Source organism: Methanobrevibacter acididurans (genome assembly GCF_046197875.1).
Lineage (GTDB): Archaea > Methanobacteriota > Methanobacteria > Methanobacteriales > Methanobacteriaceae > Methanobrevibacter_A > Methanobrevibacter_A acididurans.
Genome location: NZ_CP166991.1, coordinates 161,221 through 175,327, shown reverse-complemented (window position 1 = coordinate 175,327; position 14,107 = coordinate 161,221). Strand labels below are relative to the sequence as shown.

At 28.6% G+C, this 14,107-nt stretch carries 11 protein-coding genes; 5 read left to right on the top strand and 6 right to left on the bottom strand.

Going from position 1 to position 14,107, the window contains the following annotated elements:
• Positions 1 to 151: 151 nt before the first annotated feature.
• From ACA135_RS00845 to comC, 3 genes are all read left to right on the top strand, one after another.
• Positions 152 to 2,062: a beta-CASP ribonuclease aCPSF1 gene (locus ACA135_RS00845; RefSeq protein WP_409198427.1), complete on the top strand. Its 1,911-nt coding sequence runs from the start codon at positions 152 to 154 to the stop codon at positions 2,060 to 2,062.
• Between the two features lie 198 nt (positions 2,063 to 2,260).
• On the top strand, positions 2,261 to 3,280 hold the full coding sequence (gene purM, locus ACA135_RS00840; RefSeq protein WP_409198426.1) for a phosphoribosylformylglycinamidine cyclo-ligase: 1,020 nt from the start codon (positions 2,261 to 2,263) through the stop codon (positions 3,278 to 3,280).
• Positions 3,281 to 3,311: 31 nt separating this feature from the next.
• A complete protein-coding gene (gene comC, locus ACA135_RS00835) occupies positions 3,312 to 4,334 on the top strand; it encodes an L-sulfolactate dehydrogenase (RefSeq protein WP_409198425.1) in 1,023 nt (340 codons plus the stop codon).
• Between the two features lie 352 nt (positions 4,335 to 4,686).
• Here comC and ACA135_RS00830 read toward each other — a convergent pair whose 3' ends face one another.
• From ACA135_RS00830 to ACA135_RS00815, 4 genes are all read right to left on the bottom strand, one after another.
• Entirely contained in the window at positions 4,687 to 6,513 is a 1,827-nt protein-coding gene (locus tag ACA135_RS00830; RefSeq protein WP_409198424.1) for a 3'-5' exonuclease, read from the bottom strand.
• Positions 6,514 to 6,515: 2 nt separating this feature from the next.
• Positions 6,516 to 7,598: an AI-2E family transporter gene (locus ACA135_RS00825; protein WP_409198423.1), complete on the bottom strand. Its 1,083-nt coding sequence runs from the start codon at positions 7,596 to 7,598 to the stop codon at positions 6,516 to 6,518.
• A 69-nt stretch (positions 7,599 to 7,667) separates the two neighbouring features.
• Complete coding sequence (locus tag ACA135_RS00820; protein WP_409198422.1) at positions 7,668 to 8,477, bottom strand: dihydroorotate dehydrogenase electron transfer subunit; 810 nt, start codon at positions 8,475 to 8,477, stop codon at positions 7,668 to 7,670.
• A gap of 30 nt (positions 8,478 to 8,507) precedes the next feature.
• Positions 8,508 to 9,416 carry a dihydroorotate dehydrogenase gene (locus ACA135_RS00815; RefSeq protein ID WP_409198421.1) on the bottom strand — a complete coding sequence of 303 codons (909 nt, stop codon included), beginning with the start codon at positions 9,414 to 9,416 and terminating at the stop codon, positions 8,508 to 8,510.
• Positions 9,417 to 9,571: 155 nt separating this feature from the next.
• Here ACA135_RS00815 and ACA135_RS00810 point away from each other — a divergent pair, with 155 nt between their 5' ends.
• Together ACA135_RS00810 and ACA135_RS00805 are read left to right on the top strand one after the other, a co-directional pair.
• The gene (locus tag ACA135_RS00810) at positions 9,572 to 10,804 is read left to right on the top strand and encodes an NOP5/NOP56 family protein (protein ID WP_409198420.1); all 1,233 of its coding nucleotides are present in this window, start codon (positions 9,572 to 9,574) and stop codon (positions 10,802 to 10,804) included.
• Positions 10,805 to 10,867: 63 nt separating this feature from the next.
• Entirely contained in the window at positions 10,868 to 11,512 is a 645-nt protein-coding gene (locus ACA135_RS00805; RefSeq protein ID WP_409198419.1) for a fibrillarin-like rRNA/tRNA 2'-O-methyltransferase, read from the top strand.
• Positions 11,513 to 12,227: 715 nt separating this feature from the next.
• Here the strand turns inward: ACA135_RS00805 and coaBC are convergent.
• Both coaBC and ACA135_RS00795 read right to left on the bottom strand, forming a co-directional pair.
• A complete protein-coding gene (gene coaBC / locus ACA135_RS00800) occupies positions 12,228 to 13,400 on the bottom strand; it encodes a bifunctional phosphopantothenoylcysteine decarboxylase/phosphopantothenate--cysteine ligase CoaBC (RefSeq protein WP_409198418.1) in 1,173 nt (390 codons plus the stop codon).
• Between the two features lie 72 nt (positions 13,401 to 13,472).
• Entirely contained in the window at positions 13,473 to 14,015 is a 543-nt protein-coding gene (locus ACA135_RS00795; RefSeq protein WP_409198417.1) for a hypothetical protein, read from the bottom strand.
• Positions 14,016 to 14,107 lie beyond the last annotated feature (92 nt).

The window sequence follows — 14,107 nt, the reverse complement described above, 5'->3', positions numbered from 1 at the left end:
ATTAAATAAAATCAATATTAAATTAATTTTTTATAATAAAAACCTTAAAATTTTTCTATAGAAGAAATACTTTAATTAAAGTAAAAATAGGGGTAAAATTTATACTCTATACTTTATCTACACTATAAAACTTATTTTATGAAGTGATTATATGGCTTCAGAATCATTAGAAGATATTAAAAAAACAATAAACGAAAGATTACCTGAAAAGGTACAAGTTGCTAAAATCGAATTTGAAGGTCCACAAGTTGTTATTTACACAAAAAATCCGGAAATAATAACTGACAATGGTGATCTTGTTCGAAACTTAGCTAAGGACTTAAGAAAAAGGATGATTATACGCTCAGATAAAAGCGTACTAATGGAACCTGAAAAAACAATTGAAACAATAAACCAAATAGTTCCTGAAGATGCACATATTACAAATGTTTCATTTGACGATGTAACCAATGAAGTAATAATAGAAGCACAAAAACCAGGACTTGTAATTGGAAAATATGGAGTAACATCAAGAGATATTGTACGTAAAACAGGATGGGCTCCAAAAATATTAAGAACACCACCAATCAAATCAGAAATAATTGGAAGAGTTCGAAACACAATATTAAGCAGTAGTAAAGAAAGAAAGAAAAACTTAACCGAATTAGGTTCAAGAATTCATCAAAGTGTAAAATATGATAATGATTGGGCGAGATTAACAAGTATGGGAGGATTCAAAGAAGTTGGAAGATCCTGTATGTTACTACAAACACCAAACAGTCGAGTACTCTTAGACTGTGGAGTGAACGTAGCAGGACCTGATGAAAAAACAGCTTTCCCATTTTTAAATGTTCCAGAATTTTCAATACAAGATTTAGATGCTGTAATTATATCACACGCACACTTAGATCACTGTGGATTCTTACCATATCTTTACCATTATGGATATGAAGGACCAGTATACTGTACAACACCAACAAGAGACTTAATGACCTTACTACAATTAGATCATATAGATATTGCACATAGAGAAGATAATCCATTACCATTCAATGTTAAACATGTTCAAAAAGAATTAAAACACAGCATAACCTTAGATTATGGGGAAGTAACAGATATTACTACAGATATAAAATTAACATTCCATAATGCAGGACACATCTTAGGTTCAGCAATGAGTCACTTACACATAGGAGACGGTGCACATAACATGGTATACACAGGAGATTTCAAATACGAAAGAAGCAGACTCCTTGAACCAGCAACAACCAGATTCCCAAGAAGTGAATCACTTGTAATGGAAAGTACTTATGGAGGACATGAAGATGTTCAACCATCCCGTAACAAAGCAGAAAAAGAACTAATGAAAACCATCTACCAAACATTAAATCGTGGAGGAAAAGTATTAGTACCAGTATTTGCAGTAGGAAGAGCACAAGAATTAATGATAGTTCTTGAAGAATACATGCGTCAAGGAATGATAGATGAAGTACCAATCTACATTGATGGAATGATATGGGAAGCAACAGCAATCCACACAGCAAGACCAGAATACTTAAGTAAAGACTTAAGAGACCAAATATTCCATATGGGTAGAAACCCATTTGTTTCAGATTACTTTGTCAAAGTACAAAACATCAATGAAAGAAAAGACATTGTTGAAGGGGACCCATGTATCATATTATCCACAAGTGGTATGTTAACTGGAGGAAACAGTGTACAATACTTCAAATGGTTAAGTGAAGATGAAAGAAACGCAATAGTATTTGTAGGATACCAATCTGAAGGATCACTTGGTAGAAGAATCCAAAAAGGTATGAAAGAAATACCACTTGAAAACGATGAAGGTAGAACCCAAGTATATAATGTTAGAATGCAAGTAAAAACTGTAGAAGGATTCAGTGGACACTCTAACAGAAGACAATTAATGGAATTTGCAAAAAGAATACATCCAAGACCAGATAAAATAATAATGTGTCACGGAGACCCATACAAAACTGTGGACCTTGCAAGTAGTGTTCATAGATCTTATAAAATAGAAACAAAAACTCCATTAAATCTTGAAGCAACAAGATTACAATAAAAAAAGGGAATTAGGATTAAAAAAAATTTTTTCTCCTAATTTTCTTTAAAACTTTTTTTAAAAAAAACACAAAATTAAACTAAAATTATTTAAATTATTAAAACTTTTTTTTATAAATATAAATAATAATTAATACAAAAATAAAAAATGTTATAAAAATTATAAATAATTAAAAAAAATAATTAAAAAGGTGAATAAATGGTTACATATTCAGAATCTGGTGTTAATATAGATTTAGAAGCTGAAACCGTTAAAGCATTAGCTTCAAAATTAAAACCAACATTAGAATTAAGAGACATAATAACTGATAGTGGACACTTTGCAGCTTTAGTAAGATTAGGCGATAAAGCAATAGCAATGAGTACCGATGGTGTTGGAAGTAAAATATTAGTCGCTAAAATGATGAATAAATATGATACTGTAGGAATAGATTGTATTGCTATGGTGGTTAACGATATTCTTTGTGTTGGTGCAGAACCAATAGCACTAGTAGATTACTTAGCAGTAGAAAACCCAGACCCCGAAACCGCGTCAGAAATAGCAGAAGGATTAGTTAAAGGTGCAGAAGAATCTAACATATCCATAATAGGTGGAGAAACAGCATCCTTACCAAAAATAATAAAAGACTTCGATTTAGCAGGAACAGGAATAGGATTCGTAGATACTGATAAAATAATAAGTGGAAAAGATATTGAAATCGGAGACACATTAATAGGATTAAAAAGTAGTGGAATCCACAGTAATGGATTAAGCCTAGCAAGAAAAGCAATATTTGAAGATGCCAAGCTACAAGTAGATGATAAAATACCAAACACCAACAAAACAGTTGGAGAAGAACTCTTAACACCTACAAAATTATATGTAAAACCAATAGTAAATTTATTCAAAAAAGATTTCAACATCCACGGATTAGCCCACATTACAGGTGGAGGATTCACAAACCTACAAAGACTTAAAAAAGGAATAGGATTCGAAATCAATAACCTTCCAGAACCACAAGAAATATTTAAATTAATATATGAACAAAATGTACCATTAAAAGAAATGTACAAAGTATTCAACATGGGGATTGGTTTTGTAATCATTGCAAAAGAAGAAGAAGCAGATAAAATAATCGAAGAAGTATCCAAAGATGTAGAAGCTTACAAAATTGGAAAAGTAATATCTGAAGACAAAATAAAAATAAAAACCTTCGAAAATACTGAAATAGAATACTAAAAAAAAAATAATATAATTGGAGAAATAATAAATGAAGCTTAATGCCAAAAATGAAAAAAAATTAGTTACTGACATCCTAATTAAATTAGGAACCCAAGAAAACCAAGCAGATATCGTTGCACAAGCTACAGTAGATGCAGATTTAAAAGGATTCACTTCCCATGGAATAGGAAGATTTTCACAATACATTAAAGGATTTAAAGCTAAAACCATTAACCTTGAAGGTGACATAGATATTGAAAGAGAAACAGAAGCTATGGCATTAATCAATGGTAATAGTCTTTTTGGACAATATGTAGCAAGAAGAGCTATGGATTTAGCAATTGAAAAAGCTAAAAATGTAGGAATAGGAATCGTGGGAACCCATAATGGTAATCATTTCGGTGTAACAGGTTACTATTCAGATTTAGCTTCCCAAAAAGGATGTATAGGAGTAGTTATAGCAAACACCGAACCTGCAATCGCACCATTCGGTGGTAAAAAACCTTTAATAGGAACTAACCCAATAGCAATTGGTATTCCAAATGAAGACACATACATTGCTCTTGATATGGCAACAAGTGTTGCAGCAAGAGGAAAACTTTTAGAATCAAGAAGAAAAGGTGAATCAATACCTGAAGGAACCGCTTTAGATAAAGATGGAAAACCAACCACTGACCCAGCAAAAGGAATTGAAGGTTCAATCTTACCATTTGGAGGATTTAAAGGATACGGATTAGCATTCTTAATAGAAATTTTAACAGGCTCCCTTGTAAATGCAGGTATTGGAACTGGAGTTAAAGGAACTGCTACTTGTAGTGAAGATTGTACTAAAGGAGATTTATTCTTAGCTATAGATCCTGAAAAATTTGTTGGTAAAGAACAATTTAATGATGAAACAGATAAATTTTTAGATGAAATTAGAGCAGATAATGGTGTTATTCCTGGATCTCTTGAAGTTGAAAGAGTTAAAGGTAATTTAGCTAATGGTTGGGAATTAGACCCTGTTTTATTTGATACTTTAAATGATATTTGTAAAAATATTGATATTGATATTGAAGATTACGCTGCATAATTTTTCTTTAATTAATTATTTTTTTTTCTTTCTACTTTTTTTAAAACGAACCTTTTTTAATTTAATTTAACTACTTTTTTTGGTAATTTTAAAAATATATGTGTTGAATATATGTAAACCTTTTAAAATTTTTTAATTTAAAAGTACCAATTGAATAAGATAAAGATATACTAAATAAAAAATGGTATATTTATTCAATCATTTAGAATAATCAATCATAGAATTGGAATAAATGAAGTTTCAAAGACTTCGAAAAATAGGTTTGTGAAATTATTTTAAGAAAAATTTTAAACTAAAAAAAAAATATTAAAAAAAGAGAAAAAGTAAATATTAAATTTCAAAAAATAATCCACTAATCCTTATCAGGACAATACTTACAATAAAAACCATCAGTATCAGCATAAATAGCATAAAAACCATAATCTTCAGCAAACTTCATAGCATCCTTAATATTCTCACGACCCCAAGCAGTAATAGCTTGAGCACACTCAAAAGAATACCATCTGAAACGAGAATAACCATAAACACCATACATAGTATTAGCTAATCTTTTCAAAGCTTGTTGCTGAACATCAAGCATCATTTTCTCAGTATAATCAGTACTTTTCTTCATAGCAGTCTTAATACGAATACGTTCATCTAAAACATTACCAATAACAGAGGGAATAAAACCTTTAGGAGACTTTTTAAACATATAATGATGTTCCGGAGATATAAAGTAATCATCTTTATCAATTTCATCATCAACTAAAGAATCAAATGAATCATCCTCATGATATAAAACATCGGGAGAAATATTTTTACTAATTATAAGACTAGGATACAGACTACGGAAATCGAATTGAACAAGATTTTCATGTAAACCAACTTCAGGTTCTTTAACATAACCTCCAACATTACTCTCATGTTTACGATTAATAAAATCTTTACCAGTTGGTTTATTAGGAACTACCTCATTAATTTCAAAAGCTTTACGAACCAAATACCATTCAGCTTGCTGACCTGTAGCCATACGAGTAATATCAAAGAAAGGTTGACCAACAACACGAGTCAATTCAAGATTAATAGGTAATGTTTGCTCAGCAATTTTTAAAGTAGAAACAGTATCATCAAGAGAATAATCAAATAACCTATCTAATTCTTCACTATCACTATCCCAGTACATGAAAATCTTATCCCCTGGAACATCAATTTTCTCTTCACCAAACAATTCTTGATAAACTCTTTCAAGAGTATAACGATCTAAATTCATGTATCTTCTCATTACTAAATACAAATCAACATGAATTAAACCTTTAATTGTAGCAGCATTAGTATATCCTCTTCTTAAAAATTTAAGTGAAGAACCATCCATACCTAAATCTAAATCAACACCTAAAATTTTAGCCCTATCACGTAGATATGGGAAATCAAAATTATCAGAATTATAACCAACTATAATATCAAAATTATTATCCTTAATAAGTTTTACAAATGATTCAATCATTTCTTTCTCACTAGATACTGTTTCAACAAAATCAATATCTTCACCTTTAGTACTAATAACTTTACTAATACCAGTGTTACTTGCAGCACCTATCATAATGATTTCATCTTTATCTGCATTAGGCATGCCTTTTGGATTATAAACTTCTAAATCAAAACTCAATATACTGAAATTTTGATAAGCATTATCAAACATAACAGGAGAATGATCTAATTTCATGATTTCAAGAGATTCATTATTAGAATCAATTGTAGGGAAAGAATCTATTAATTCACCTTCAAGTTCAACTACACCCATAGGATACAAATCATTATCAATTAAATATCTTCTGTAAAAAGGTATGTCGTGTTCTCGTAAATCCTGAACAAGACTTAAATCTCTTAACATATCTCTCTTTTTAGGAACGTCTTGAGGATGTTTAAAAAATACTTTTAAAAAATCTTTCTTTACTTGGAAATCTTTCTTACTAAGTTTTTCAATTCTAATTGGTTCAATTTCATCTTCGATTTGAAGAATGCATTCCTCAATATTCCCTTCAGGCATCACATATAAGTAAGGTTCAAATGTTCCATCTAATGCAATTATATTTTGACCTTCCTTATCCCCTTTTATTTTCCCAAAAAGGCGAATTACAGGTTTATCTTCATATGTTATGTAATCTATATCAGTTACAATCATTTTACGTTTTTCCATATTTATTCACCTCCAGGTTCTCCAGATTCTTCTAATAATTCTTTTTCCTTATTTTGTTTTTCTATTTCTAATTTAAAAGATTTTAAAACCGCATAAGTTATTCCTAAGAATAATGGGCCTAAAATAAATCCAACAATACCGAATACTAATGGTCCAGATAAGAATCCTATAAATAATATTAAAGGATGAATATCTGCATATTTACTGGATAATGCTGGTCTTATATACATATCAGATAAACTTAAAAAGATTCCGAATAGTAAGGTTATTATAGCTCTAGGATAATTACCTGTAATTAAATCCCAAATTACAAGTATCATATAAATTATCCATGGACCAAAGATTGGGATTAATTGACATACCCCAGTTAATATTCCTAAGAATAATGCATAAGGAAATCCTAATATATAAAATCCAATTCCTGCAATAATACCAATTATAATAGCTGTTAAGAAATGTCCAAAGAATATGCTTTTTAAAACATTCTCAATTTGAAAGAACATATTATTAAAGAATTCAGATCTTTCAGTTGGTATGAATGCTTGTACATATGCCCAGAATTTATCTCCATCCTTTGTAAAGTAATACATTGAAAAGAATAATACACATAATTCTAGGGAAATATAAGGTATTTTCTTAACTAATCCTATGAAATAATTAATAACATAATGAAGTCCACTTGTTAGAGATGAGTATAAACTATTTGTAATAGAACCAATGTTAGCATGATACTGTGCAGGTAAAACTTGTGCAACTATTGAGGATAATTGGCCTGAACTAAAATTAGTTAGTGTAGCATGATTTGAATTGAAAAAATTAATTGCAAAACCACTAATAATAAACACAATATAAACTAATAATAAGATTAAAGGTATTAAAACCAGTAATACTGCTATAATCGTACTAATAGAGGTAAACTTAATTTTAGATTGTAAACGATTAGCAATAGGTCTTAAACCATAAGCAAATATTGCACCTAGAAGTATCATATTCAATACTGGCATTAAAACTGAAAAAGATAATGCTAAAAGTATAATTATGACAAGTATTGGTAGTGTTAATTTTTTTGAGAAATTTATATCCATTTTTTTTAAACCAACTATTTTTTTATAATAATATAAAAGAAATTAAATTTTTATTAATTAATTCTAATTTTAATAATATTGTTTAATTCCAGAGGGTTCTCGTTGATATTTTCCAAATTCTGTGATTTGTCTTAATTGTTTTTCACTGAAAACTGGTCCATCTTTACAAACTCTCCAACCTGTATTATCCACACAACATTGACCACAAATTCCTATTGCACATTTCATATATCTTCCAATATCATATTGTGCAGGTATATTATTTTCTTCTAATAAATCAAATATTGGTTTCATCATTACTTCTGGACCACATACAGCTGCAGAATCATAATGATTAGTTTTTAATAAATCATTTACACGGTCTGTTGCAAAACCTTTAAATCCACAGGTTCCATCATCAGTGCAAGTATATACATTTACACCAAGATCTTCTAATTCTTCAACAAATAATAATTCATCTTTAGTTGTTGCAGCTGATATTACATCAACTTCTCCACCATTATTAATACATTCCTCAGAAAATGGTATGAATGGTCCCATTCCAACTCCGCCACCAACTGCAAGAACGTGTTTATCCTTAAAATCACAATTAAAACCATTACCAAAAGGTCCTCTAATACCTAAATTATCTCCCTCTTTTAATGTGTGAATATTATTAGTAAATGGACCTATAGCTTTAACAGTAAAGCCTATTTCATTATTCTTAAAATTCATATGGGAAATACTCATTGGTTTTTCATCTTTAAAATTCCACACCATTAAAAATTGACCAGGGTAAGGAATGTTTTCTCCTTCCATTTCCCAATCAAATATGAAAGTTTTAATTGTAGGAGTTTCTTCTATGATTTCCTTTATTTCTAAAACTTCTGGACTTTTCATTATAAATTTCTCCCCATTAATAATATTTTTTTATATTTTTTTATGTGCATAACCTACCATATCATTTATGGAGTTAAAATCACTGTTTTCTATAAATTCATTTAAATCTGTGTTAATTGTTTTGAAAATTTCAGGACCATAATCCATTATAGAAGTACCAATTTGCACAAGGCTAGCACCAGCATATAAGAATTCTACAACATCTTTATAATTACTTATCCCACCAACACCTATAACTGGAATTTCCACACTATCATAAACATCCCATACACATCTTAAAGCTATTGGTTTAATTGCAGGACCGCTCATTCCACCAAATTTATTAGAGAGGATAGGGTTTCCTGTTTTAATATCAATCTTCATACCTGGACCTAAAGAGTTAATAAGAGTAATTGCATCTGAACCACCTTTTTCTGCAGCTATAGCTATTTCACTAATGCTTGTAACATTAGGTGTTAATTTAGTCCAAACTGGAACTTTACAACTTTCCTTAGTTGCTTTAACGATTTTTTCAGTAAGTGTTGGATCTTGACCTATGCTAGAACCATAACCACACATTGCATGAGGGCATGAAACATTTAATTCTATTACATCAATTAAATCTTCAATTTCACTAGCTAGATATGAAAATTCTTCAGGACTAGCACCATAAATAGATGCAACACGAACACCTTTAGAATCAATTTGTTCTAATTCTTCTTTAAAATTCTCAACACCAGGACTAGATAATCCTATAGCATTAATTATACCACCTTCAACTGGTACAGTTGTTGGATTATGATAACCTGGATTAGGTTCTATGGAAAATGATTTAGTTACAACCCCACTAGCACCAGAATTTAATATCCAGTTTAGGGAGGATGCATGACTACCCATTACTCCTGCAGCAAGTAACAATGGGTTTTTAAAATTTAATCCACAAACATTTGTTTCTAACATCTTAGTTCTTTACTCCTTTAAAACAAATCTTTTATAATAATTTTAATTCTATACTATTATAGATTTATGATTTATATAAGATTTATAATTTTACTATAAAAAACTTTAATTTATATAAAAAATTTTAATAATAAAGTAAAATCTAATAAAATAATATGGAATTATATATTACAAAATGTGTAGCTGGATTTTTAGCTTTCAATCAAGATTTAAAACTAATAAGTTATAAACTATTTCCTGAAAATGAAATAGTGGATAATTTACTTAAAATTGAAGATAAAGAAGTTTTAAATATTGAAAAAAGTCTAATCGAAGAATTAGAAGGCAAATATGATGAAATTAACCTTGAAAGCAATAACAGATTATCCCAATATAAAACAATAAATGGTTTTGAAAAAATAAGTATAAACACTACAAATAAGGGTGGAGAGTACTTAAGAAAGAATTTAGAAGAAATATTGAGTAAATTAAACTTCTTTAATAATGAATCTTATCCTGGAAAAATTGTTGGAATTTATAATGAAATTGCAACTATTAAAATGAAAGAAAGTGCATCTGAAGATGATAAACTTCTTATTCAAGCCATTAATTCAATTGATGAAATTGATGAATCTATAAGTAAGTTAATTGAACGTATGCGAGAATGGTATATAATTTACTTCCCAGAAATGGATGCAATAAATAATAATGAAGCTTACATAAAAATTATTGCTGAAAATAATAATAGAGAAGAGATTATTAAAAATAATCCGGATTTATTTAAAATAGATTACCATGAAAGTGCTGGAGCAGATATTAATAGTGAAGATTTGAAGGTTTTAAACAATTTCACTAAATCATTATATTCCATGCAAGAATCTAGAAGGGAAATAATTGAATATATTGAAAATAAAATGGAAAGTATTGCTCCTAATTTAAAAGATTTAGTAGGTGCTTCCTTAGGTGCTAAATTAATTTCACATAGTGGAGGTATTAAGAAATTATCAATGTATCCTTCAAGTACTGTTCAAATTATGGGTGCAGAAAAGGCATTATTTAGACATTTGAAAACTGGTGAACGACCACCAAAACATGGTTTAATATATCAACATCCTAATGTTAGAAGTTGTAATTGGTGGAATCGTGGGAAAATTGCTAGAGTTTTAGCTTTAAAGATTTCACTTGCAGTTAGAAGAGATGTTTTTGTTAAAAAATTCAATCCACAAATAAAATTAGATTTTGAAAGTGAAGTTGAAAGAATCGAAAAAGAAAATCCTTTCCCTAAAAAAACAAAACGTAAACGGGAAGAAGAAAGAACTTATGAAAAGGATTCTTCTAAAAATAAACATAATAAGTATCAGGGGAAAAAGAAGAATAAACGGAATCGTAAACATAAAAAGAGAAAATAAGGGATTTTTGAAAGTTAAAAATTTTAGTTATTTGAATAAATTTTTTAGGAAGTTTGATTATATATGGAGATTTATCAAAAGGATGATATGCTTGCAACAAAGAATATTAGTCCTGGTTTACGTGTTTATGGTGAAAAATTAATTAATGAAGGTGAGGATGAGTATAGGTTATGGAATCCTCATAGGTCTAAGTTAGCTGCAGCCTTATTAAATGGTTTAGAGAATTTTAAATTGGAGAAAGATTTTAAAGTTTTATATTTAGGGGCTTCTACTGGAACTACTGTTTCCCATATTTCAGATGTTGTGAGTGATGGTATTATTTATGCTGTTGAGTTTTCACCAGTTAGTATGCGTAAATTAAATAATTTATGTAAGACTCGTCCGAATATTGCACCTTTACTTAATGATGCAACTAAACCTAAAAATTATATTGATTTAGTTGAGAAAGTTGACTTAGTATATTGTGATGTTGCTCAACCAAATCAAAGTGAATTATTTATGAAAAATATGAACCTCTTTTTAAAGGAAGGTGGTCAAGGTTTGCTTATGATTAAGGCTCGTAGTATTGATGTTGTGCAAAAGCCTAAAAAAATTTTTAAGGAAGAGGAACGTAAATTAAAAAGTAATGGTTTTAGTATTCTTCAAAAGGTTAAATTAGAGCCTTATGAGAAGGATCATGCCGGTTTTTTAATTGAGAAAAGTTTTTAAATTTCTTGTTTTGTTTTTTAATCTTTCTTTTTTTAATCTTTTTTATCTTAATATATGGACATCTTAAGGTTTCATGAAAAATTATTCCTAACTTTTGTATCCTAGGTATAAATTTTTTTTTAAAAATTATATTAGATCTTATTATATAATATCTTATAGATTTTTTATTCCATAAGGTGTGAAATTGTTTGTATTTTTTTATGGTTTTTCTATTATTTTAAAGTGTTTTAAAGCCTTAGTATGGGAGTTAGTTATTACGATAAAAACCTTAAAAAAGTATTACTAATAGCACCTTTATATACTATGAAATAATAAAATTATAAATGCTAATGCAATATTTAAAAAGTTCAGATTAATCTCTCTGGAAAAGTTCACTCAAAAAAAACACTCCACATTGGTAAGTTCCGAGGGATTAAGCTTCTTTTTTAAAAATACTAATTTTAAATAATTTAATTACATGATTTTTTTAGATATTCCATATTTTTACTTAAGATTCATAAGTATTAAAAAATAATGGATAATAAGTAAAAAAGTATTACTTTTTAGGGTTTAAAAATAGTATAAAAACACTAGGATAATAAAAATAAGATATTGAAAAAAAATATTAATTAAAAGCTAAAAAAATCATTTAAAAAATTTAGATAAGCCCTGAAAAATAATAATCTACAATATATTTAAAAAACTAGAAAGTATATAAAAATAATAAAAAATTTTTTTAAATTAAACGATTAATCTCATTGAAGATAAGAATACTTAAATCTTTTTTAGATGAAAATGCTAATTTTAAAATATTATCATTGACAAGAATAACTTCATTATTATCAGAACCAAATTCACAACCTTCACGACCAACATCATTTGCAACAACTAAATCAGTACCTGCAAAATCAATTTGATTATGAGCACATTCAATCATTTTCTCCTCAGAAACATTATACTCCGCTTTAAAACCAACTAAAAAGATATTAGGATTAACTTCTTTAATATGTTTAATAATTTTATTTAAAGGTTTAAAATCAAGAGTTAAATTAAAATCAGAAGAAATTTTAAAGTTTTCCTCTTTAATAGGTGCGAAATCTGAAACTGCTGCAGTAGCTATGAAAATATCAAAATCAGGTACAAGTTTAATAGTAGTACTATTCATGAGTTCACTGCTTTCAGTGTAAATAACATTAAATACTTTAGGAATGTTTACTGTAACATGAGCCATTAAAAGACTTAAATCAGCACCACGAATATAAGCTTGTTTAGCTAATTCTAAACCCATCTTACCAGAAGAACGATTAGTTATACCTCGAATAGGATCAATAGCTTCGTAAGTACCACCAAGACTAATTAAAACCTTTTTACCTGCAATATTATTTGAATCTTCACCTTTATTAAAACGATCTAAATTAACCGTTCTAAGAGATTCTAAAACAATATCTTCAACAGAAGGGAATTTAGCTTTACCTTCATCCATACGAGGATTAACAAATTTAATTCCTTCAGATTTTAATTTAAGAATATTAGGATAAACAGCATCATACATAGAATCATGCATAGAAGGAACAAACACAATTGGAGTATTATGTCCAAAAGCTGTGATAAGTAAAGTACTAACAGCATTATCTGCAATCTTACAAGCGAATTTACTAATAGTATTAGCAGTAGCAGGAGCCACAAGAATTAAATCAGCTTGAGCATACTTAACATGTTCAATATCACCAGTTAAATCTAAAACAACACCTTCACGACTTGCAAACTCCATCGCATTAGGATGAATAATTTTAGTAGCTTCTTGAGTCATGAAACATTTAACATTATGTCCTTGACGTTTAAATTCTCTAGCTAACTTAATAGATTCAGTAGCTGCAACACTACCTGTTACACATAATACAATATCCATAAAAAAATAACCACCATTAATTCATTATTAAAAAAAATAAAAAAAGTAAAATTTTAAAAGTTAAAACTAATTTTAGCTAAACTTAAAATTACTTATAATAAAATCAAAAATACTAGCTTGAGAATCAAATTTATTTTGAGGAGCACTACATAAAATTACATAAACATTATCCCCATTTTCAATCCAAACCGCTTTGTGCATCTTTGTAGTACCATTAACATTAGAAGTGTAAATTGATTCTAAACCTGTATATGATCCTGCAGTAACATTACCTTGAGATAAAATTTGGTAATCTGAATTTTTTGATAACTGAGTATAAGTTGAATTAAAATCAGTTTCTAATGAAGAAGAAACAGCTTTCTTTTCAACATTAACATTAGTATCACTAAAACCTTGTTGATCTTTAGAATTTGGATCTGCAACAGCAAGAACAGATGCATTATCCTGAGCATCTGCTTGAATCCAAGTAGAAGGGAATTCTAATGTTACATTATTCTCTGTTAAAGATTGAACCCTAGTTGAATTAGTATTGTTTGAATTATCCCCTATACAACCAGATACAGATATAACAAGTAACACTACTAAAATTCCTATAAAATAATAATATTTTTTCATATAATTGTCACCATTAATCTTCTTAAATCATTAAAAAAAAATAATCCCTCATTTTCTAAAATACACATACACATGATTTTCCTAAAAATTTA